Below are 22,689 nucleotides of genomic sequence, written 5' to 3' on the forward strand. Positions count from 1 at the left end.
AAAGCCCTTCATCTCCTTTTTAAGAGAATGAAGGGCTTTATTTAGATCTGGTTTTTCTTTTTATGAAAGCCATTTTTGTAATAGCTAAATACTAAGCCGATGATCCATATAGGACCGACTATTACTGCGACCCTTGTATCAGGGAAATAAGCCATGAGACCAAGCACTAATACTAAAAAGGCAAGCACGAGATACGAGCCGTAGGGATAGAATAATGCCTTATAGGAAAGTCTTGAAACTTCTCCCTTAGTTAAAGATTTTCGGAATTTTAATTGAGACATTAGAATAATTCCCCATGTCCAAACTGCTCCGAAGGTCGAGATGCTCGTTACCCAAATAAATACCTTTTCCGGTACTAAGTAGTTTAGTAAAACGCCAAACAATAATAGTGCAGCAGAGAAAATAATAGCTTTTGAGGGAACGCCAGTACCGCTGATTCGCTTAAAGGAAGCAGGTGCTTGTTTTTGCTCTGCTAAATTAAAGAGCATTCTCCCTGTACTGAAAATTCCGCTGTTACAGCTTGATAACGCAGCGGTAAGAACAACAAAGTTAATAATACCCGCAGCCGGTCCAATACCAATTTGCTCGAACATTAAAACAAATGGACTACCGTTGTCTCCAACCTCATTCCAAGGATAAATCGACATAATAACGAACAAAGCTCCCACATAGAACAATAAAATTCGCCAAAATACTGTGTTGATGGCATTAGGAATAACCTTCTTAGGATTCTTTGCTTCTCCAGCTGTTACTCCAATCATTTCAACACCTAAGTAAGCAAACATGACCATTTGTAGAGACATGAATATACCCGTTATTCCATTCGGGGCAAAGCCACCGTTTGTCCATAGATTGCTTATACCAACGGCTACACCGCCGTTACCTATTCCAAAAATAATAACGCCAAGTCCCACGAATATCATTGCAAGGATTGCCACAATTTTAATAAGAGCAAACCAGAATTCAAATTCTCCGTAAGCCTTTACGGCAATCAAATTAACTAGAGTCATAATCACCAAAGCAGCTAAAGCCCAAATCCACGATGGCGTATCAGGGAACCACATTTTCATGTATACTCCAACTGCTGTAATTTCGGCCATACAGGTGACAACCCATAAAAACCAATAATTCCATCCAGTTATATATCCTGCCAGCGATCCTAAATAATCCTTTGCATACCTGCTAAAAGATCCGGATACCGGGTTATGGACGGCCATTTCCCCTAGTGCTCGCATAATAATGAAAATAGCTAGGCCTCCAATAATATAGGAGATCAGAATAGCTGGTCCGGCTAATTGAATGGCTGTTGCGGAGCCTAAAAATAGTCCGACTCCAATGGCAGCGCCTAACGACATTAAGGTGATGTGCCGTTGTTCCAAGCCTCGTTGTAATTGTTGATTTCCACCCACGAGAGTAGCACTTCCTTTTATATATGTAATTTTCACAAATAACACTTTACCACAATAGAAACTATATAGGAAATATTCTTTCGAAAGAATAGTATGATAAAATTATATGCATGGAAGTTAGGGGGCATGAAAGTGAATGACATTAATATAAGACCGGTAAAAGAAGAGGAACTATATCGATTATGGGAACTGAGCCTAAAAGAAGAAGCCCCAGAATGGAAAAAGTGGGATGCCCCGTTTGAGCCTTACACTTCCATGACTTATGAGCAATTTATTTTAAAAAAAGATTATTTTATAAACCAAGATGATTTTTGGGGAATCTATTATAAAGATGAATTAGTTGGAGCACTTTGTTATTACTGGGAGCATGAGGCCTCACTTTGGCTAGAGATGGGAATTCTTATCTATGACCCAAAATCATGGAATTCAGGAATTGGAACAAAGGCACTTAAAATGTGGATCAATCATCTATTTACGGAGCTGCCTCTTGTACGGGTTGGCTTTACAACCTGGTCCGGCAACGAACGAATGGTCAAGGTTGGAGAAAAGTTAGGTATGAAAATGGAAGCGCGCATGAGAAAATGCCGTTTATATAATGGAGTCTACTATGATTCGATACGTATGGGCTTATTAAGAGAAGAATGGGAAGAACAAAATGAAGCCTCTACCTGAGCTGAACAATAATATATAAAGAAGCACTGAAGAGAGAATTTAGTGCTTTTTTAATTGACTGAAAATTGTGTGTAATATATATTTAAATATAAAATAGATGGTAAGGGGATGGTATGTAGATGGCGGAAACAGAAAAAATAACAATTAATATGAACGTAGTGGATTTAGGAAAGGTAGACTTACTCGTAGAACAAGGCTTTTATTCGAACAGAACGGACTTCATCAAGTCCTCTATTCGAAGCCAACTAAACACACATGCGCAAGTAATCGATCAAGCAGTGACAATGAGAGCATTTACGATGGGGGTAAGCTACTACGACAAAGATACATTAGAGCAATTATCAAAGCAAAATAAAACGCTATCTATTAAAACGATTGGTATGCTCATCCTAGCAAATGACATAGACCAAGAGCTAGCGCTAAAAACAATTAGCTCCATAAAAGTGCATGGAGTATTCAAAGCCTCTTCAAAACTTAAAGAAGCACTACAACCATTGATGAATTAAAGGGAAAGGTCGATGTAAAACAAAAAAATGAGCTGGTATATTTTCTCCCAGTTCATTTTTTTGTTGATTTATTTTTACTTTTTATTCTAAAGTTAAATCATCAACAAATACCTCAAGTCCATAGCTCTCCATATAGTGAGAATTTAAAATGTCTCTAAAGTATTCCTTTGCTTGTTCTTTATACTGTGCTTCTGCAATTCTCACTGTAAAAACTTTTTCTCCGGATAAACCCATTGCATGGACAGTAAACTCCTCTTTTGCATGATCATAGATTTGACCAGAAAACAGCTTATCAATACCATCTTCAGTCTTGTTCCCACCAAATTCTTCTTGTACGAAAAAGATGATAAATCCCGATACAACTATACATAAAGCTATAATCACTTTTTTCAATATATCACCTCCAAACTTTCTATTCCTCCTTAACGTAAACCGGAACTGTTAGATTAACATTTCAAAAGGGGCCACTTAACCCCAAAAAACAAATCGTAGCCTTGAACAGAGCTAAAGAAAATTAGTTGTGTCGGTAACACACAATTTGCATCGCTATTTGGCATATGCGCAAGGTTCCGCCCCATCTGCAAGGTTTGGGGTGAATTGTGCAAGGTTCTTCCTCGTCTCTGCAAGGTTGCGAAGGATTAGCGCAAGGTTTTCCTTCATTTCCGCAAGATTTCGTATCGTCTTCGGTTAGCGCAACACTTTATAGGATATCCGCAACACTTCCAGAATTAGCGCAACACTTCACTCAATATTCGCAACACTTATCATTCGTGCAACACTTGCTGCGATATGCGCAACACTTTATAGGATATCCGCAACACTTCCAGAATTAGCGCAACACTTCGTACTATTAGCGCAACACTTACCCCATAAGAGCACCTTCCACAAAAAAGAGCCCCCTTCACGAGGAGGATTACTCCTAGTTAATCCATTGTTCCATTATCGTAACTTCTTTACTCGTAGCATCTAGCTTAATTTGTCGGCCGATTGGCATCGTTAGCATTGGATGTGTGTGGCAGCAGTCGAAATCTGCAAGGATAGGGATATTCAAATCGCCGATCGTTTCTAGTAGAATTTCGTATGGTTGCCTACCGGTTGCCTCGTCATCGAACAATTCGTGTTTGCCTAGGATTATACCTCCAATTCGATTGAATACACCGTTGACCTTCAATAGATTGAAGTTTTTTTCCACGATAGAGGCAGATTTCATCGTGTCCTCGATTAGGAGGATATCGCCTGCTTTAATGCTTGGCATATAGGGGCTTCCCCAAAAACCATACATGGCGTTAAGGTTGCCGCCGATGAGTCTGCCTTTAGCGATGCCCTTATTCAGACAAACCCACTCATTTTCTCGCTGATCCTTTTCTTTCGTTTTAACCTCCCAGTTTACCATCTCATCTGTCCAATACGGAGGGGTGGGGATGACATACGGTGCTTGCTGCTCCTCGATTAGCATTTGATTGAAATAGTCATATGTATAATCGACGAATGGCTCAAACTCTCCAAAGGAAGGGACGAGTGCTGGACCATAAAAGGTTGGTATTCCTGTTTGGGCGTAGAGTGCTAATAGAACTGCTGTTGCATCCGAATAGCCGATTACAATTTTGGGATCCTTTTTAAACGCCTCATAGTCTATATATGGGAGGATAGCATTGGAATTGGTACCACCTATTGTAGACATGATACATCGAACATCAGGATTTCGGATCAGCTCATTTAGTTCCTCTGCTCGTGCCATTATACTTCCTGATCTATAGTGATCGTGTTTTCCTGTCAAGCTTCCTTCTACTATCTCAAACCCCTTTGATTGAATAAAAGCCTTCGAGCGTGCAAAACGCGTAGGGGAAGAATAGGTAATTGGTGACGAAGGTGAATAAATTCCAATTTTATCTCCCTTTTTTAGTCTCTTTAGTAAAGTCATTAAGCTTCCACTCCTTTATACATACTATAAAAGAAAAATAGCAGCCTAACTATAACTTTTTGAGAATTTAGATTAGTATTTCAATTCTTATATAAAAAGGATATATTAAATAAAAAAGGGGTTAGGTTATGAATGATCATATTTTATTAGAAAACAATGGGTTTTATATAAGTACGGATAAGGGGTTACTAGATATCGATGTGATTTATAATTATTTAACGAACGAATCCTATTGGTTAAAAGGGGTAACAAGAGTATTAGTGGAGGCTTCCATAGATAACTCTGTATTGTGCTATGGCATATATGAGGGAGATCCAACATCTGGTGCAGCCAGACAGGTAGGGTTTGCTCGAGTAGTATCAGATTTAGTGAGGCATTCATGGCTAGGAGATGTATTTGTTTTACCTGATTACAGGGGGAGGGGCTTAAGCAAATGGCTGATGAGTGTTATTGTTGAGCATCCGAACTTAAAGGGAACAAATTTTCACTTGGCTACCAAGGATGCGCACTCCTTATATGAACAGTTTGGATTTAAGCCGTTAGACAGCATAGAAAAGAGGATGGCTAGACCGCATGACTGGGATGCTATTCATGCAGGCTACAACAGTGTAAATAAGGGATAGGGTTGTGATTCATACATACTTGATGAACCTTAAAGACTTTGTAACAACCTTTAACCATATGACGAGTACTTCTTCCAAACATTTTATATAATAAAGGAGACAAAAAAAGAAGGAGCTCACTTAGATATGCAGTTAGCAATAACCTTTAGTATATTGGCAATTAGTATTGTCTTATTTATAAGTAATCGAATACGAGCCGACTTAGTGGCATTGCTTGCACTTTTAGCCTTTGTTATTACTGGCATTTTAGAGCCGAACGAGGCGCTTGTTGGGTTTTCTAACTCTGTAGTCATTATGATAGCTGGTTTATTTGTCGTAGGAGCAGGCATTGTAAGAACTGGACTTGCCCAAATTGCGGGTAATCTCCTTCTTAAATGGTCTGGTAAAAGTGAACAAAAGCTATTTATTTTATTATTAATAATAACGGGTAGTGTTGGTGCATTTATGAGTAATACAGGAACGGTTGCATTAATGCTGCCAATCGTCATTAGTATTGCAATTAGCATCAATAGCAGCCCGTCCAAATATTTAATTCCACTGTCTTATATTAGCAGTTTATCTGGCTTATTGACCTTGATAGCAACGCCTGCCAACCTTATTGTCAGCCAGGTGCTAGTAGACAATGGCTATGAAAAGCTTGGATTTTTTGAAATTACGCCGGTTGGTATAATTGCTATTATTGTAGGTATTTTATATTTTGTTGTCGCGAGAAATGTAGTTCTTCCAAATGGCAAAAAGAAAGATGCTTTTGGTGCCGGTCATAAGCTATCGCCTAAACAGCTAGCGATTGATTATGAGCTTGGGGGAAATCTTCATCGCTTGAAGGTTCCTGAGCATTCTTTAATGATTGGAAAGAAGTTGACCGATCTAAAGCTACCGGCAAAGTATCATCTAGCGATTTTGAAGATAGACCGCAAATCCACAGAGGGGATCAATCTGTTACCAATGACGTACCAGGAGATGGCCGGTCCTCTCAGTACAGTCCAGGCAAAGGATGTCCTTTATATTCAAGGTTCCTTAAAGAGAACAGAGGAGCTAGCAAAGGATTATTTGTTAGAAGTGGATGACGATGATTCGATGCCGGACTTATTAGTTTCCAAACAGCTTGGAATCGCGGAGGTGTTATTGACTCCCCATTCCACATTAATTAATGAAACGATAGCGAGTATTAAGTTCCGCGAAAAATATAATTTAAACATTCTTGGCGTAAATCGCAAAGGGGAATATGTATTAAGTGAAATGGCAGATGTCCGTCTACGCTTTGGGGATGCCCTACTAGTACAAGGGGCATGGGAGGAGATTGAGCTCCTCGCAAAGGCTACCAATGATGTAGTGGTTATTGGCCAACCAAAGGAGCATGCAAGTATGGCGGCAGCTAGTGGTAAGGCGCCGATTGCTGGAGCTATTATGTTATTAATGATTATTTTAATGATTTCCGAAATATTTCCTGCCGTAATTTCTGTTTTAATAGGTGCGGTGTTAATGGTTGTGACCGGATGCTTACGTAACATGGATGATGCCTATGGAAAGATGAACTGGGAAAGTATCATACTTATAGCCGCCATGCTTCCGATGGCCACCGCATTAGAAAAGACAGGTGGTATGGTTATTTTATCGGAAGGCATTATCAATCTTCTAGGGGACTTTGGGGCATTAGGTGTCTTGGCAGGAATCTATTTTATCACCATGGTATTTGGGCAATTTATCTCTAACACGGCTACGGCAGTTTTGTTTGCACCAATTGCCATGACTGCAGCCCTTAGCATGGGAGCTAATCCATATACTTTCTTAATCGCTATTGCGGTATCGTCATCAATGGCTTTTGCAACTCCGGTTGCATCGCCGACCAATGCATTAGTTATGACGGCTGGGGGCTATAAATTTTTCGACTTCGTAAAGGCTGGGATCCCATTACAGCTTATTATGTTTGCAGTCATGATGATTGTAATTCCGATATTTTTCCCTTTATAAAAATGGTAAAATATTCATAAAGTTAATAAAGGGGGAAGATATATGAAAATGCCAACTCATATCGCTGCAGCAGGCGGTATCGTAGAAAATGAAGAGGGAAAAATTCTTTTAGTGAAAACAGAGCATGGCGGGTGGGTTTACCCAGGCGGCCAAATAGAGGTGGGAGAAAACCTGATAGATGGTTTAACGCGAGAAATAAAAGAAGAAAGCGGGATTGACGTAGAGGTATCCTATTTAATAGGGGTTTATTCAAATACCGGTATGTATAAATGGTACGATGGCATTACGGACGTCCCTACTAAAGTTATGTTTGATTTTGTTTGTAAACCAATTGGTGGGGAGCTATGCACTTCTGAGGAGACCTCTGAAGTACTATGGGTATCAAAGGATGAAGTACTTAGCATGATCACGGCTGATGCAATCAGGAAGAGATATCAAGTCTATTTGGAATTTGAGGGTAAAGTAGTGTATCAGGAATACGTAACTAATCCTTCATTTGAATTAAAATTAAACAGAACCATATAACCAAATGAGATATAAACAGGAGCTAGCCTTAAAGGGTTTGCTCTTTTTTTGTTTTTTACCTTCCAGAAAGGGTAATAAAAAAATAGTAACATCTTCCTTTTATTAGTCTGCTGAATATGATATAACTAAAAGTGTTAATTCAAAGTAAACAACTTGGTTTAATACACTTCATAAAAGGGGTTAGACGAATGGGTAGAGAATTTGTAAATATTTTTGATGGTTGGGCAGAGTCCTACGACGCATCGGTGTCAGGAAAAGACCCAGAATATCGTGATGTTTTTGAAGGCTATGATTCTATTTTAAATGAAGTAGTTAATCGAGTTTCCGGTACTTCTATAATAGAGTTTGGTACAGGGACGGGTAATTTAACAGCACTGTTAGTGGAAAAAGATTTAAGTGTAATTGGCTTCGAGCCAAATGAAAAAATGAGAGAAATGACGGCAAAACGATTTCCGGATAAGGAAATTCTAGACGGTGATTTACTTCAATTTGAAATTGGAGAGGGAAAAATAGATACAATTGTTAGTTCCTTTGTATTTCATCATCTAACGGATGAGGAAAAAGGAAAGGCTCTAAAGCTGTATTCCGAACTTCTCGAACATAACGGCAAGATAGTATTTGCGGATACTGCGTTTATCACAGAGGAAGCAAAGCAAGATCAGATAAAAAAAGAAAGAGCTAGAAACTTTCACAACGTAGCAGACGATTTAGAAAGAGAATACTATACAACGATTCCAATTCTAACGGAATTATTCGAGGAAGCAGGATTTCAAGCACATTTCTCGAAGATGAATGATTATGTCTGGATTATGGACGCAACGAAAAAATAAGGAGCGATTTATAATGAAAAAAATGAACGTAGAAAGCTTTAACCTTGATCACACAAAAGTAGCAGCACCATTTATACGCTTAGCAGGAACAAAAGAAGGAAAACATGGCGATGAAATATACAAATATGATATTAGATTTAAACAACCAAACAAAGAACATATGGAAATGCCAGGGTTACACTCTCTGGAGCACTTAATGGCTGAAAATATTCGTAACCATACGGATCAAGTCGTAGATTTAAGTCCAATGGGCTGCCAAACTGGTTTTTACTTATCCGTCATAAATCATGAGGATTATGATGAGATTCTTGTCATTCTTGAAAAGACGTTAGAGGATGTACTGCAAGCAACGGAGGTACCGGCTTGTAATGAGGTACAGTGCGGGTGGGCAGCTAGCCATAGTTTAGAGGGAGCAAAAGAAATTGCTTCTGAAATGCTTTCTAAAAAAGATGAATGGCGACAAATTTATAAAGAGGAAGCATAAATGAATATTTTTAATAGCGTGCAAGAACTGATAGGAAATACACCCGTAATAGAAATAAATAATATATCTATTCCTAACAATTGCCGCATATTTGCAAAGCTTGAATACCTAAACCCAGGTGGTAGCGTGAAGGATCGTCTTGGTCTAGCGTTAATCGAGGATGCAGAGAAATCCGGTAAGCTTACTCCTGGTGGGACAATCATAGAGCCGACAGCAGGGAATACCGGAATTGGTGTTGCACTGGCTGCAATTGGGAAGGGGTATAAGGTTAAGTTTGTAGTTCCTCAAAAGTTTAGTCTCGAGAAGCAGACCCTTATGCGAGCGCTGGGTGCAGAAGTTATTAATACGGACACAGCATTAGGTATGCAAGGGGCTATTAAGAAAGCGCAGGAGCTAGTGAAAGTCACACCAGGTGCTTTTTCGCCCTCTCAATTTTCTAACCCTGCTAACCCAAAAACTTATGAGCATACACTTGGTCCAGAGCTATGGAGAGATTTAGAGGGACAAATTGATGTGTTTGTAGCTGGAGCTGGCTCGGGTGGAACCTTTATGGGCACGTCCACCTTTTTAAAGGAACGGAATAAAAAAATAAAAACAGTAATCGTAGAGCCTGTAGGTTCCATTTTAAATGGTGGAGAAGCTGGCTCTCATGCAACCGAAGGAATAGGCATGGAGTTTTTACCGGAGTTTATGGACTCATCTTACTTCAATGCCATTCATACCGTTAGTGATGAGAACGCCTTTGCAGAGTTGCGTAGACTCTCCAAAAAAGAAGGCTTACTGGTGGGAAGCTCCTCAGGTGCTGCCTTTTACGCAGCAATGAAGGAAGCAGAGGTGGCATTAGAGGGAAGTCATATCGTTACCATCTTTCCGGACTCTAGTGAACGCTATTTGAGCCAGAAGGTATATGAATTATTCAAGGAGGAATAAATAAATGCGCGCAAAAACAAAGCTTATTCATGCAGGAATCGTTGGAGATGAAGCAACAGGTGCCGTATCCACACCGATTTACCAGGTGAGTACGTATAAGCAAGAAGCCGTTGGTAAATTTAAAGGGTATGAGTATTCACGAACAGGTAACCCGACTCGACATGCATTAGAAGTATTAATCAGTGATTTAGAGGGGGGAGTAGCAGGCTTTGCCTTTTCTTCGGGAATGGCTGCGACAAGCTCGATCATGATGCTCTTCAGTAAGGGTGACCATGTCCTATTAACGGACGATGTGTATGGCGGAACATTCCGAGTGATCTCTAAAGTATTGAATCGTTTTGGAATCGATTCTACATTCGTCGATACAGGGGATCTTTCTAATGTCGAGGCAGCTATTCAAGAAAATACGAAGGCTATTTTCTTGGAGACTCCAACAAATCCTTTATTGAAGGTAACAGACATAGAAGCTATAGCAAAATATGCAAAGGAAAAGGGACTCTTAACCATAGTGGATAACACGTTTATGACTCCTTATTTCCAACAACCAATTGCACTTGGTGCAGATATCGTCGTGCATAGTGCCACAAAATATTTAGGAGGCCATAGTGACGTAGTAGCAGGTCTTGCAGTGGTTAATTCCGAGGAGCTAGCGAGTGAGCTGCATTTTGTTCAAAACTCCGTTGGTGCTGTGCTCGGACCGCAGGATTCCTGGCTGCTGATGCGAGGCATTAAAACATTAGGCTTACGTATGGAAGAGCATAATGAAAGTGCCCAACGAATAGCAGAGTTTTTAAATGATCACGATGCAGTCGGAAAAGTATTTTATCCTGGGCTCTCTTCTCATCCAGGACACGACCTGATGCAAAAACAAGCTACAGGATTTGGAGGAATGATCTCCTTTGACGTTGGAAGTGCAGAAAAAGCAGATGAGCTGTTGGCGAAGCTGAAATACTTTACACTTGCAGAAAGCTTAGGAGCTGTAGAAAGCTTAATCTCCGTACCTGCCCGTATGACTCACGCTTCTATTCCGAGTGAACGAAGAGCAAAATTAGGTATTACCGATGGATTAGTTCGCATTTCTGTAGGCATCGAGGATGTAGAGGACTTAATAGAAGATTTAGAGCAAGCCTTGGCTTAGAAAAAGCAGGAGGTAAGTGATCCAATCCTAAAAAACAACCTACCGGTGATAAAATCTCACAAACGGTGATAAAACTCATTCGACATACAGAATAGTTTTCTAGAGACCCCTTTACTACTAGGGGTCTCTTTTTATTGGCAACAAAAAATAAAGTGATCCTCATTATTCCAAACGTGTAAATCATCTGCGATGTATCCGCGTAACCACAATAATCCATCGATGTTTCTAAGGTAAAAGCCTTTTGGAAAATTATCGTCTTCACTGACTATTTCTGACGCTATTGTAAGTGAACCAGAAGGAGCTTGTTGCGGGACTTGAATTTTTGTATTTCCTTCAGGTTGGTCAAGATACTCTAACCTTAGGTAAGGACCTACCTCAAGCGGACATAGAGCTAAACCTACATCATGCGCGCGTTTAAAAATTTGTGGCATAGTGGCACCTTCTGGAAAACCAAGTTCCCTGACGGTTAGTGAAACCGTAGTAACACTGTACGTAGTTTTAGAAGGGGTAAATTTGTCATCAGATAGTAGCCTCTCTGCGTATTCATTCATCCTAATGGAATGGTTTTCGAGTTTCTGAATAAGCTGAAATTTTGTTAGTCCACCAATCTCTAGCGTTCTAGTAATAGCTGAGTCACCCAAATCTAGTGTCCCTCCTTAAAATCAGTAAAACCTCTTTTATTCTAGGTAGAATCGTAGCTTTATTTTCTTTCTTCGTTTTCTAATTCCTTTTCAATTTCTAAATCACTTAATGGTACTAGCTCATCTTTTGTTCCAAACCTTTTAATGATAATTTTACCGACCTCGGACTTTTCTATGGCATCCCTCACTGCTGTATAAATGACTACGTACAAAATGATTAAACCAAGAATCCATAGTAATATAAATTCCACTTAACTCCGCCCCCCAAAAAATTGTCCAAAGAATTTCTTTTAAAGATTTTAATTCAATCCTCTAAAATTTAAATAAATGAGTTAATTTCATAAATAGCGTTTCAAGAATTAAACACGAACGATATCTCTGTATTGATTGTAGCGGCAGGCGGCGACTCCAGTGGGATGAGTGAGACAGATAAGACATCACAACCACGCGCGTTAGCGATGGGTGATGGCTTATCGCTCACCCCACGGAAAGCGTCCGACTAGAGCGAAAATCAATTCTACTTTACTCTTTGAATAGCATATGATTTTAATTGGTTTCTCTTTAGTCTTCGTGTTCTTCTATAAAAATAGGGATTATGAAATTAATTTAAATTACTAAATATTCCATCTATTAACTATATATGAATGTTGAGTTGAATGTAACAAATATGTGGAATTTAAAAGTAATTTTTCTGTTTTTTTCTATCGCAAAATAATGTTTTATTCCAATGACATAGGGAATTATTAAGGATAGACAAGTATAGAAAGAAAGGAGCAATTTAAATGAATACAACTAAAACAGCAATTATTACAGGTGGAGGTGGCGGCCTAGGAAGAGCGGCTGCATTAAAATTAGCTGAGTCAGGCATCAATATTAGTATTATTGATGTTTCGGAAGAGCAAGGAAATGAAACGGTTCGTTTGGTAGAAGAAAAAGGAGCTAAGGCCATCTTTATCAAAGCCGATGTAACGAAGGCTGAAGAGGTTAAAAAGTATGTAGAAAAAACAGTGGAAACCTTCGGATCAGTGGATATGTTCTTTAACAATGCAGGTATCTCTGGCCCAGGTAAGAAATTCCTGGACAATTCGATTGAACAGATTGACCTTGTAGTAGATATAAATCTTCGAGGCGCTTTATACGGTTTATACTATGTGCTACCTGAAATGATTAAGAATGGCGGAGGTAGCATCGTGAATACTTCCTCTACTGCTGGATTAGTAGGGCAGGATGGTGTCGTGAGCTACTCGGCAACGAAGCATGGTATCGTAGGAATTACGAAATCCATAGCAGCAGAATATGCAAGCCAAGGTATTCAGATTAACGCAGTGGCACCAGGGTCAACGGAAACTCCTATGGTGAAACAATATAGAGAAGCGAATCCTGAGCTATTTAAAACGGTCTCTGCGGGTATTCCACAGCGTCGCTTAGGACAACCAGAGGAAGTTGCAGAATTAGTGGCGTTCCTGTTGATGAGTGAGGCAAAATATATAAATGGTGCTGTTGTACCAATTGATGGAGGATTTACTGCTGTCTAGGTAACTTATTTAGACAATTGCATACTATAACATTAAGGCATACCACTTTTGTGGTGTGCTTTTTATATAAGTAGTTGAGAGCTTGTTAGGTAAGCATAGAACTATCCTAGTCGGACAAAAATGAAAAAAGGAATAGGTCCGAGCCTATTCCCATTTAGAAAGAAATGCAAACGAGAAGTATTACCAGAAAAAGGCACCAGCTAACGCGATACCAGTTATCGCACCTAATGCAATACCAACACCAAAGCCTGGTCCGAAGCCCCAGAAACCAAATCCATATCCTCCAAGGTTGTTCTCAGGACGAATCCATACCATGTTTTGATCTACTTTAGTAATTCTTCCTACATGTACTTTTCCTTGTTTATCTGTGATTCGTACTCTTTGTCCATGATATTTACAGCATAAATTATACACTTGTGACTGACTCATTTTTTGTCCCCCTCTCTCAAAAAATTACATACAAGTATGTTTTATAACATATGCCGTATGAAAGTTTTCACGGTAGACAATTGTCTATGTACTATAGACATAAGTTTTCAAGCAAATCGAACATATAAAAGAATAAAGAGAAAAGGATGAGATGTTGGCTGTCATTAGAACCTCTAAATGGTTATATCAATTTATAGAAGCATGCGAGAAGAAAGATGGGAAGGAAATCTATCTTCGGCAAGGGGAAATCCTATGTGAACCCCTAATGGAGGTTTTCCCGAATGAAACTAGAGAGGCTGTGCACTATGAGCTTTTACAATACGGTTTATTTGAGCCAAATGAATGGGAAGGCTTATCCGATACGGTAGGCGAGCTAGAAAAAAGGAAGGTTTGGGAATTAGTAAACAACGAATACAAACGGTTACGAAAACGGTGGGGTGGTCCAAAAGTTCCGATTTATATATTCCCAATAAAATTAAAAGGAACAAGTCAGGCAAGAGAGCCTTTACCGGTAAAAAATGGTGTTGCTTATAAAAAAGCATTATTTTTATTTTTATCGAAGGACCTTTCAGAAGAAGAGATAAAGGCGACCTTAGTACATGAATATAATCACGTATGCAGATTAAATTTCTTAGATCTTACCCCTTCCCAAACAACATTGGCAGACTCTTTGATTATTGAAGGCTTGGGAGAGTATGCTGTAAAAGAGGAGTGTGGGGAAAAGCTGCTAGCCCCATGGATAGCGCTTTATCCTTACGCGGATGCTACCGAGATATGGAAGCACCGATTCATACCATCCCTAGGGTTAGAAGGTGTAAAAAATCATCAGCTATTTTTATTTGGTCGTCCAAGAAGTTATTTTCCAAGGTGGATAGGCTACAATATTGGCTATCAAATAGTCGATACTTACGTAAAAAATCACGGACCATTTCCGAAGGGAGAATTATATCAGAAACCAACTAAGGAAATTATAGACGGTTCTGATTTTGCTCCGAAGACTTAATCTTTGTTTATAACCGACATTTAAAAATTCTAAAGCCTATCATGTTTCCAAAATCAGTTAAAAATTGATTATGCTCATCCCAGACGTCATATAGTGTCATGTCAATATAACTGGATGGATTCATGTCTTCTATTTCTACTGCGTTCATATCGGCTGGGTTTTCTAAAACTTCTATATGTGAAAAACCAGCCTTTTTTAAAATTTCTTTCCACTCTTCCTCATCCATCAGTTGTTGGATCCCATAAAGCTCCATCACTTTATGCTTTACTTCCTCCGAAGCATCGGAAGATCCCGTCATTTCAATCAACAGTAGCTTTCCATCCTTTTTTAATAGACGAGCAGCCTCCCTCAACGCTAGTGCAATATCCGTAAAAACAAGCACCGATTCAGAAATAATAACGTCAAATGAGTCGCTTTCTAATGGTAGACACGTAATATCTCCTTCGATTAGGCGAACGTCAGCCTCCAATGGTTTAAACCTTTCTCTCGCCTTCTCAATCATAATCGGATGATTATCGACCGCAGTTACCTTGCACCCATATTTTGTAGCTAAGAAAGCGGAGGTCTTTCCTGTACCGCACCCTATATCTAATACTGACTGAGCTGCCTGAATTTTTTCTTTCCCTAATATAAATTGTGTTAATCCAAATCCTCCGGGATGCGCACTTCCAATTCCAAAATAAGATAGTAAATCTAGGTATTTATTTGACATGAAGCAACCTCCTAAATTAGTTACAATAGCATATGCACAAAAAGACTAATCTGCTAGGTTGATTAAAGGAAAAACAGTAGGTTAAAGAGAATTAAATAAAGAAAGAGTAATAGAAATAGGAGATTTCAAAAATGGAGAATGGACCAGGAAATAGCACCATATACTTAACTGAAATGACAGATGACTATCTGATAGATATTCATTCGTATGCATCAAAAGAAGAAGTTTGTAAATACCAACCATGGGGACCAAATAGTTTCGAGGACACTAAAGCTTATTTAGAGGAAGTTTTAGCAGAGACCAAGAAGGAAACAAGAAATAGGTACGTGTTTGCGGTTATTGATAAAGAAAATTGCAAAATGATAGGAGCAGGTGAATTATTTCATATTGACCTGTCCAACAAAAGTGGAGAAATGGGCTATATAATACATCCAGATTTTTGGGGAAGGGGTATAGCTACCCAGGTTGCCAATATTTTAATGGATTATGGATTTAACGATTTAAAACTTAACCGTATTTATGCTACCTGCGATGCCAGAAATAGTGCGTCTGAAAGAGTATTAAAAAAAGCTGGTATGAAACAAGAAGGATTATTAAGGGAGAATATCCTATTAAAAGATGGGTGGAGAAATTCACTTCTTTACAGCATGTTGAATCGTGAATGGAATACAAAATCATAGGGGGAATATGATGGCAGATCTATTTCAAACGTCTATTGAACAATTTTCTAAAGCACACGATGACTTCATTGAGGCATGGAACGTAGCGATGTATTCAGGGGATACTGCAGGTCTTGAAATCATGACTAATAATTACTATGTTACTTTTTTTAATAGTCATGTGGAAAGACCAGAATTCTTTGACCGTCCCGAAGCTATACAGGGAATGAGAGAGTCAGTGGAAGCGTTGCAGGGTGCAAAGAAAAGATTTGAGCATCGTATTATTAGACAACGTGATCCTAACAGATTCGTTGTGTTTTATGAAATGATTATTGAAAAGAACGGACAAGAGCTGACTCGATTCTTTACAATAGAGGATTGGGAAGAGAGGAATGGGCAATGGTTATTGAACCGAGAAGTTACTGAGCATATTTAAGGTATGAGGAGTAGAGCCCCGAAAAATTTTCGGGGCTTTCTTGTCTACCTCATAGCCGCAGTTTATCCGCTACGTCTGACACTTTCCTGTGGTACGTGGTCTGAGCCAGTAGTCTCTCCCACGTGCCTGTCCCCTAGACTAGCTATGGACCAATAGTGTTTCCCTCTATATAAAGAAAATCTCTGTACTATTTCAAGTGCCTGAAACTAGGTTGATTATGTATCCGCCTCATGTTTTCTTCTTATAGTAATGCCCAAATTCATTAAATTGAAAATTCGAGAAATTTAAACTTTTAATTTCCCTAAATTACCTATTGTATAATTATACATAAAGGCATATATTATATAAATATTAGAAAAATCCATTAGCTAGAAATAAAACAGATTACTAAATTAATAGCTATCTGATAGTGGATGAAAAGTAAGGGTGAATAAGATGGATAACTGGCTAAATTTATATAATAATATGGGAGATTTTTTAGCACCGAGTATGGCAAAGGATCATCCTAATATTCCAATAGTTAAAGAGGAAGGCTGCTACTATTTTGGAGCGGATGGAAAGAAATATTTAGACTTTACATCAGGTATTGCCGTTACAAATACCGGACACCGTCATCCGAAAGTAGTTCAAAGTATTAAAGATGCTGCGGATCAATTAGTTCATGGGCCTTCAGGAGTTATTATGTACGAATCGATTCTACAGCTTTCCAAAAATCTTGGAGAAGTGTTACCAGGAGATTTAGACTGTTTCTTTTTCGCCAATAGTGGGACAGAGGCTATCGAGGGAGCATTAAAGCTAGCGAAATTTGTAACAGAGAGACCGTATGTTGTTTCATTTACGGGCTGCTTTCACGGTCGTTCACTTGGTGCACTAAGTGTCACAACGTCTAAAAGTAAGTATCGAAAATTTTTACAGCCATCTCATTTATCGTACCAGATTCCTTATGCAGACGCGAAGAGCTGTCCAGAGGGAATGGATCCAGAAGTATATTGTGTAGAGCAGCTAGATAAAGACTTTAAGAGACTCTTTAAGCACCAAGTAACTCCAGAAGAAGTTGCTTGCGTTATTTTAGAGCCAGTACTAGGTGAGGGTGGATACATTATCCCTCCTAAATCATGGGTGAAGCGAATTCGAGAAATTTGCGATGAGCATGGAATCTTATTAATATTTGATGAGGTTCAAACTGGTTTCGGAAGAACAGGAGAATGGTTTGCTGCACAATATTTCGAGGTTACTCCCGATATTATGGCCATTGCAAAGGGAATTGCGTCTGGTTTACCTTTAAGTGCAACCGTTGCTTCTAAGGAATTAATGAAGAAGTGGCCATTAGGAATGCATGGGACAACATTCGGTGGAAATCCCATTGCTTGTTCAGTTGCCTTAACTACACTAGAAATTCTCCATGAAGAGAACCTAGTAGAAAACTCTAAAGTTGTAGGAGCATATGCAACTGAAAAGTTAAACGTGCTAAAAGAAAAATATCCAATCATTAGCGATGTCCGTTCTGTCGGTTTAATGATTGGTATCGAAATCTCTAATATAGAAACTGGAGAGCCAGATGGACAAGCCGTGATGAAAATTCTTGACTATGCACTAGAAGAAGGCGTGCTCTTCTATCTTTGTGGAAACGTCGGTGAAGTAATCCGTATGATACCTCCATTAACGGTAACAAAGGAACAAATTGATGATGGCTTAACAATGCTTGAAAAAGCAATTATTCGATATACAAATGAAATAAAAATAAATGAGATAAAGGGGTAAAACATTATGAAAAACAAGTTATTTCTAATCATGCTAACAATGATTATTGCTTTACTAGCTGCTTGTGGAACTAAAGACGATGCGAAAGAGGATGCTGGATCGGGTTCTACACCTTCTGAGGAATTACCAGTATTAAAAATGGGGACTTCAGCTGACTATCCACCATTTGAATTTATCGATCCAACAAAGAGCGAAGAGATTATTGGTTTTGATATTGACCTATCCAATTTAATCGCTGAAAAGCTAGGATATAAGATTGAAGTAGAAAACATTGATTTCAACGGATTAATCCCAGCGATACAAGCAGGTAAATTAGACTTCGTATTAGCAGGAATGTCACCAACAGAAGAACGCGATGAAGTTGTAGATTTTTCTATCCCTTACAACGAAACAGTACAAATGGTAGTGACTAAAAAAGACAGTGGTATTAAAACAGTGGAAGACTTAGCTGGTAAAACAGTTGGGGTTCAAATCTCATCTGTTCAAGAAGAGCTAGCAAATGAATTAGCAGAAACAGTAGACATGAAAGTGGAGAGCCGTAACTTAATCCCAGAGGTTATTCAAGAGCTAATGACTAAGCGTTTTGATGCAGCCGTTATAGAGGATGTAGTAGCTGAAAATTATACACAGCGTAACAAAGATTTAACTTACTTCCCAATAGTAGTAGAAGAAATAGATACTAAAGCAGCAGTTTTCCCTGAAGGCAGTGAGCTGAAAGAGAAGTTTGATAAAGCTATTAATGAGTTAATTGAAGAAGGAAAAATTGACGAGCTTAGAGAAAAATGGTTTGTAGTAGAAGCAGAATAATATAGATAAAAAATATAATAGTTTGAATAGAAAGGAGGGTAACGATATGTTAGATTTTTCTGCAGTCGTTCCCTCTATTCCTTATATTGCAAAAGGAATAGGTGTTACACTTCAAATAGTTGTGGGAGCCACAATTTTAGGTTTAATTTTAGGGATTTTGTTAGCTCTATGTAAAATAGGGAAAATAACTGTATTACGTCTATTAGCAGATTTTTATACATCTATTTTCAGAGGAACTCCCCTTGTATTACAATTAATGATTATTTACTATGCGATTCCTCAGCTTTTTGATATTACGGTAGATCCGATGCCAGCAGCAATTATAGCATTTGGATTAAATTCAGGTGCCTATATCTCTGAAATTATTCGTGGTGGGATTAATGCTGTTGATAAGGGGCAGTTAGAGGCTTCTTTAGCTTTGGGTATACCTTATTCGAAGATGATGAAGGATATTATTCTTCCTCAAGCGATGAAAAATATCATGCCTTCCCTTATGAATGAATTTATCACATTAACGAAGGAATCAGCGATTGTAACAGTAATTGGTGCACTAGACATTATGCGCCGTGCATACGTCGTGGGCGGATCTTCTTATCGTTACTTAGAGGCATTAATGATTGCTGGAGTGATGTACTATATCCTTACACTTATTTTATCATTCCTTGGCAAAAAGCTAGAAAAGAGGATGAGTAGAAGTGATTAAAGTAGAAAAATTATATAAATCATTTGGAAAAAATGAAGTCTTAAAAAACATATCCACTGAAATTAAGGAACAGGAAGTAATTGCAATCATAGGGCCCTCTGGTTCTGGTAAGTCTACTTTTTTACGTTGCTTGAATTTACTGGAGGAGCCTACTAGTGGTGTGATTAGTATAGGCAATGATGTTGTAACAGATAAAAAAACTAATATTATGAAGGTACGTGAAAATGTAGGAATGGTATTTCAACATTTTTATTTATTTCCTCACAAAACGGTACTAGAAAACTTAACGTATGCACCAATGAATGTTCAAGGAAAATCAAAGGAAGAGGCAATAGCTGTTGCAGATGACCTCTTACATAAAGTCGGACTCTTTGAGAAACGCTCGGAATATCCAAATCGTTTATCAGGCGGTCAAAAGCAGCGTGTAGCAATTGCCCGTGCGTTAGCAATGAACCCTTCTGTTATGTTGTTCGATGAGCCAACTTCTGCCTTAGACCCAGAGATGGTAAAAGAGGTTTTAGCTGTTATGAAGGACTTAGCAGAATCAGGTATGACAATGGTCATCGTGACACATGAGATGAACTTCGCAAAAGAAGTAGCAGACCGTATTTTATTTTTGGATGGTGGAGTTTTAGTCGAAGACACCCCTCCTGTCGAATTCTTTAGCTCTCCAAAGTCAGAGCGTGCAAAAGAGTTTTTAGAGAAGGTTTTATAAGGATTTAAGAAATAATAAAAGCAAAGCAGACTACAGCAAGCTCAAAACATTGGGCTTGCTTTTTTGTTGTTAATTGTAAGGGTATGAAGGGAAGGACTATTTCAGTATTCATTTTTAAATAACCTCTAAAAACCATAAAAGCCGGCAGTCCCCAAATAATTATAATTTGAATAAGTGAATCAGTATCTATATTAATGATTCATCCATCCCATCTACTACTGAGCAATTTATTCACAAACTGAACTATTAGTTTAAGTGTAACACTTCAAATACATTGGCACCTTACAAAAATTTACAAAACCTATAGTTTGGATAAAGCAAATTAGATTAAATAAGGATAGCTATAAAGAAAGGGATTTTACTAGCTTTGTAGAATTATAGAGGGTGATGAAATAATGAAAGTAAACAATCCTCAATTTGTAAAGGGGTGTAAATATGAACAGTGGATTGAATTTTGATGGGCTGGTCTATGACAAGGAGAGAGGAAACTATCATGGAATAGTGGAAATAGCGACTGATTATTTTATAGATGTAACTATTTCTCCTGAGTCATATGATAAAGAACTAGTATTTAAATTAGCCGAAAATACTTTTGGGAAAATAAGAATAAAGAATGAATCGTATAAAGAAAAAATAGCAGGGGATTTATTAAAACTACATAATGAAGTATGGAATGAAGGCAAAATAATCAGTAAGGATGAATTTAAAAAACGAATTAATATACAAGGGATTTTAATTTTTGGTGAGGGAAATGCCGAATTGTACTATGACGACGGGGACTTATTCTGGGGTCACACGATAGTAGTAGATGTTGATGAAAACGGTTTGTATCAAGAAGCTCAAATATACGGATGAACGAAATAATATTATGATCAGGAGGAACATATGACATTTTCCAACACTATTAGTTTAGAAAAGTCACCTAGTAATATAAAAATCAGTGTCTTAGAAAAGGAAATAAACTTACCAGACGAAATTAAGTCAAAAGTAAATCAATACTGGGAAACGATCAACAGACAAAATACTTTTAGCAGAGGGGAGGTCTTTACTGTTCATCAAATTCAAGAAGATGAAAATGATTTATTCATTACCCTTATCCACACTGACTATGCTCATTTTCTTTATAGTAGGAAAATGGAGTTATCAGCGGAGTACGACTGCACCGTTGTCTATCCTGCTACACTTGTCCTTACTTCGGACCAACATCTAGTTTATGGTCATATGAATGAAGGAACAGCCAATCCGGATCGAATTCAATTAGTTGCTGGTGGCTTAGACAAAAATGATTTAGAAGAAGGGCATATTAATATACACAAAAATATAATAAGAGAGATACAAGAAGAGCTAGGTATTAACCTTACTAAAATAATGTGTTTGTCACCTTTGAGTCCATGGCTAATAAAACGTGGAGGCCAATCATTAGTTTTAATAAATCGAGTAACCATTGATTTAACTTCTCAAGAAGTAAAAGAAATACATAAACATTATAAAAATGAATTATATAGTAAAGGAGAACTTCCAGAATTCAAAAGAGTAGAAACAATTCCATTTAACAGTAGAGGGCTTAATAGATTGTTATTAAGTGATTATTGTAAGGCTGACTATATAAATCCGCTATGTATTTATTTACTAAAGCAACTAAAAGAAAATAAAACGTGACTCTAAACGTACTCATTGCCTATCAGGTTTATAAATAAAAAGCTAATTTATTATTAGACTTATTTTTACATAGTATAGAGAGTTATTGAATTATTTTGCGAGGAGGAAAGTATGAAACGGTATAGCTTATTGTTCTTAGTTTTCTTGCTTCTATTACTAACGACTGCTTGTAATAATGAACCACAAGTAAAGGTGGAAACGATAATTTCCCCTATTAGTGATGAGGGATATGGTAGGGTTGGTGGCACTAAGGATTTAAATGATCCAAAGCAAGAAGACTTTAAAGTATTAAAATTTAAATTTTTTATGGAAAATACGAACGCTGTTAAAGATCGTCAAATGGAAATTGATGTAGACTGGAGAAATACGTTGAATAGTATAGATGGAGTGGATCGATATTGGCATGGAAGTGGGGGTGAACAAGATAATCCAAGTGAAAATTTTGCAGAATATCAGCAAGAAGTTGTTTTTTATGCAAAAGGATTATCGGAAGAGGACATTAAAAAAGCGTTCGAGGATTCAAAAGTTACAGTTTCATGGACTGACAATAAAGAGCTTGTAGAAAAACAGTATATAATTGCAGATTTAATAGAGTTTAAGGAGTAAGAAGCACTTTTACT

27 protein-coding genes are annotated in these 22,689 nt (G+C 38.0%); 20 read left to right on the plus strand and 7 right to left on the minus strand.

Annotated features, from left to right (window positions below; genetic code table 11):
* Positions 1-41: 41 nt before the first annotated feature.
* Entirely contained in the window at positions 42-1,409 is a 1,368-nt protein-coding gene (locus tag MKY09_RS04560) for an amino acid permease (RefSeq protein ID WP_169360250.1), read from the minus strand.
* Between the two features lie 126 nt (positions 1,410-1,535).
* Between MKY09_RS04560 and MKY09_RS04565 the strand changes: the two genes are divergently transcribed.
* Both MKY09_RS04565 and MKY09_RS04570 read left to right on the plus strand, forming a co-directional pair.
* Entirely contained in the window at positions 1,536-2,081 is a 546-nt protein-coding gene (locus MKY09_RS04565) for a GNAT family protein (RefSeq protein WP_169360249.1), read from the plus strand.
* Positions 2,082-2,200: 119 nt separating this feature from the next.
* The gene (locus MKY09_RS04570; protein ID WP_251556862.1) at positions 2,201-2,587 is read left to right on the plus strand and encodes a CopG family transcriptional regulator; all 387 of its coding nucleotides are present in this window, start codon (positions 2,201-2,203) and stop codon (positions 2,585-2,587) included.
* A gap of 81 nt (positions 2,588-2,668) precedes the next feature.
* Here the strand turns inward: MKY09_RS04570 and MKY09_RS04575 are convergent, their stop codons facing one another.
* Both MKY09_RS04575 and MKY09_RS04580 read right to left on the minus strand, forming a co-directional pair.
* A complete protein-coding gene (locus tag MKY09_RS04575) occupies positions 2,669-2,980 on the minus strand; it encodes a hypothetical protein (RefSeq protein WP_342567696.1) in 312 nt (103 codons plus the stop codon).
* A gap of 526 nt (positions 2,981-3,506) precedes the next feature.
* Positions 3,507-4,508 carry a S66 peptidase family protein gene (locus tag MKY09_RS04580; protein ID WP_342567697.1) on the minus strand — a complete coding sequence of 334 codons (1,002 nt, stop codon included), beginning with the start codon at positions 4,506-4,508 and terminating at the stop codon, positions 3,507-3,509.
* A gap of 128 nt (positions 4,509-4,636) precedes the next feature.
* On the opposite strand from MKY09_RS04580, the gene MKY09_RS04585 reads away from it, so the two are divergent.
* The 7 genes from MKY09_RS04585 to MKY09_RS04615 all read left to right on the plus strand — a co-directional run bounded on the left by MKY09_RS04585 (position 4,637) and on the right by MKY09_RS04615 (position 11,009).
* Positions 4,637-5,131, plus strand: a complete 495-nt coding sequence (locus MKY09_RS04585; protein ID WP_298470699.1) for a GNAT family N-acetyltransferase — start codon at positions 4,637-4,639, stop codon at positions 5,129-5,131.
* Between the two features lie 126 nt (positions 5,132-5,257).
* On the plus strand, positions 5,258-7,102 hold the full coding sequence (locus MKY09_RS04590; RefSeq protein WP_298470701.1) for an SLC13 family permease: 1,845 nt from the start codon (positions 5,258-5,260) through the stop codon (positions 7,100-7,102).
* A 42-nt stretch (positions 7,103-7,144) separates the two neighbouring features.
* Complete coding sequence (locus MKY09_RS04595) at positions 7,145-7,627, plus strand: NUDIX hydrolase (RefSeq protein ID WP_169360244.1); 483 nt, start codon at positions 7,145-7,147, stop codon at positions 7,625-7,627.
* A 188-nt stretch (positions 7,628-7,815) separates the two neighbouring features.
* On the plus strand, positions 7,816-8,457 hold the full coding sequence (locus MKY09_RS04600; RefSeq protein ID WP_342567698.1) for a class I SAM-dependent methyltransferase: 642 nt from the start codon (positions 7,816-7,818) through the stop codon (positions 8,455-8,457).
* Positions 8,458-8,470: 13 nt separating this feature from the next.
* A complete protein-coding gene (locus tag MKY09_RS04605) occupies positions 8,471-8,941 on the plus strand; it encodes an S-ribosylhomocysteine lyase (protein WP_169360242.1) in 471 nt (156 codons plus the stop codon).
* Entirely contained in the window at positions 8,942-9,871 is a 930-nt protein-coding gene (locus tag MKY09_RS04610) for a cysteine synthase family protein (RefSeq protein ID WP_251556873.1), read from the plus strand.
* A gap of 4 nt (positions 9,872-9,875) precedes the next feature.
* On the plus strand, positions 9,876-11,009 hold the full coding sequence (locus MKY09_RS04615; protein WP_342567699.1) for a bifunctional cystathionine gamma-lyase/homocysteine desulfhydrase: 1,134 nt from the start codon (positions 9,876-9,878) through the stop codon (positions 11,007-11,009).
* 131 nt (positions 11,010-11,140) lie between these two features.
* Here the strand turns inward: MKY09_RS04615 and MKY09_RS04620 are convergent, their stop codons facing one another.
* Complete coding sequence (locus MKY09_RS04620) at positions 11,141-11,650, minus strand: helicase (RefSeq protein ID WP_342567700.1); 510 nt, start codon at positions 11,648-11,650, stop codon at positions 11,141-11,143.
* A 59-nt stretch (positions 11,651-11,709) separates the two neighbouring features.
* On the minus strand, positions 11,710-11,901 hold the full coding sequence (locus tag MKY09_RS04625) for a hypothetical protein (protein WP_342567701.1): 192 nt from the start codon (positions 11,899-11,901) through the stop codon (positions 11,710-11,712).
* Positions 11,902-12,432: 531 nt separating this feature from the next.
* Between MKY09_RS04625 and MKY09_RS04630 the strand changes: the two genes are divergently transcribed.
* Complete coding sequence (locus MKY09_RS04630; RefSeq protein ID WP_342567702.1) at positions 12,433-13,185, plus strand: SDR family NAD(P)-dependent oxidoreductase; 753 nt, start codon at positions 12,433-12,435, stop codon at positions 13,183-13,185.
* 180 nt (positions 13,186-13,365) lie between these two features.
* Here MKY09_RS04630 and MKY09_RS04635 read toward each other — a convergent pair whose 3' ends face one another.
* The gene (locus tag MKY09_RS04635; protein ID WP_298470716.1) at positions 13,366-13,614 is read right to left on the minus strand and encodes a hypothetical protein; all 249 of its coding nucleotides are present in this window, start codon (positions 13,612-13,614) and stop codon (positions 13,366-13,368) included.
* Positions 13,615-13,765: 151 nt separating this feature from the next.
* On the opposite strand from MKY09_RS04635, the gene MKY09_RS04640 reads away from it, so the two are divergent.
* The gene (locus tag MKY09_RS04640; RefSeq protein ID WP_342567703.1) at positions 13,766-14,617 is read left to right on the plus strand and encodes a DUF2268 domain-containing putative Zn-dependent protease; all 852 of its coding nucleotides are present in this window, start codon (positions 13,766-13,768) and stop codon (positions 14,615-14,617) included.
* A gap of 7 nt (positions 14,618-14,624) precedes the next feature.
* Here the strand turns inward: MKY09_RS04640 and MKY09_RS04645 are convergent, their stop codons facing one another.
* A complete protein-coding gene (locus MKY09_RS04645) occupies positions 14,625-15,329 on the minus strand; it encodes a class I SAM-dependent methyltransferase (RefSeq protein ID WP_342567704.1) in 705 nt (234 codons plus the stop codon).
* Positions 15,330-15,460: 131 nt separating this feature from the next.
* Between MKY09_RS04645 and MKY09_RS04650 the strand changes: the two genes are divergently transcribed.
* From MKY09_RS04650 to MKY09_RS04690, 9 genes are all read left to right on the plus strand, one after another.
* On the plus strand, positions 15,461-16,009 hold the full coding sequence (locus MKY09_RS04650) for a GNAT family protein (RefSeq protein ID WP_342567705.1): 549 nt from the start codon (positions 15,461-15,463) through the stop codon (positions 16,007-16,009).
* A gap of 10 nt (positions 16,010-16,019) precedes the next feature.
* Entirely contained in the window at positions 16,020-16,424 is a 405-nt protein-coding gene (locus MKY09_RS04655; RefSeq protein WP_169360236.1) for a hypothetical protein, read from the plus strand.
* Between the two features lie 435 nt (positions 16,425-16,859).
* Complete coding sequence (locus MKY09_RS04660; protein WP_169360235.1) at positions 16,860-18,185, plus strand: aspartate aminotransferase family protein; 1,326 nt, start codon at positions 16,860-16,862, stop codon at positions 18,183-18,185.
* Between the two features lie 6 nt (positions 18,186-18,191).
* Positions 18,192-18,992 (plus strand): transporter substrate-binding domain-containing protein, encoded by an 801-nt coding sequence (locus tag MKY09_RS04665; RefSeq protein WP_169360234.1) that lies wholly within the window; start codon positions 18,192-18,194, stop codon positions 18,990-18,992.
* A 46-nt stretch (positions 18,993-19,038) separates the two neighbouring features.
* Positions 19,039-19,695, plus strand: coding sequence for an amino acid ABC transporter permease (locus MKY09_RS04670; protein ID WP_169360233.1), 657 nt, complete (start codon positions 19,039-19,041; stop codon positions 19,693-19,695).
* Positions 19,688-20,410 carry an amino acid ABC transporter ATP-binding protein gene (locus MKY09_RS04675; protein ID WP_169360232.1) on the plus strand — a complete coding sequence of 241 codons (723 nt, stop codon included), beginning with the start codon at positions 19,688-19,690 and terminating at the stop codon, positions 20,408-20,410. The genes MKY09_RS04670 and MKY09_RS04675 overlap by 8 nt, the downstream gene beginning before the upstream one ends.
* Positions 20,411-20,845: 435 nt before the next feature.
* Entirely contained in the window at positions 20,846-21,265 is a 420-nt protein-coding gene (locus MKY09_RS04680; protein WP_342567706.1) for a DUF2262 domain-containing protein, read from the plus strand.
* 30 nt (positions 21,266-21,295) lie between these two features.
* Positions 21,296-22,069 carry a hypothetical protein gene (locus MKY09_RS04685; protein ID WP_342567707.1) on the plus strand — a complete coding sequence of 258 codons (774 nt, stop codon included), beginning with the start codon at positions 21,296-21,298 and terminating at the stop codon, positions 22,067-22,069.
* A 111-nt stretch (positions 22,070-22,180) separates the two neighbouring features.
* Positions 22,181-22,675, plus strand: coding sequence for a hypothetical protein (locus MKY09_RS04690; protein ID WP_342567708.1), 495 nt, complete (start codon positions 22,181-22,183; stop codon positions 22,673-22,675).
* Positions 22,676-22,689 lie beyond the last annotated feature (14 nt).

This window comes from Psychrobacillus sp. FSL K6-4046 (assembly GCF_038624605.1).
Taxonomy (GTDB): Bacteria; Bacillota; Bacilli; order Bacillales_A; family Planococcaceae; genus Psychrobacillus.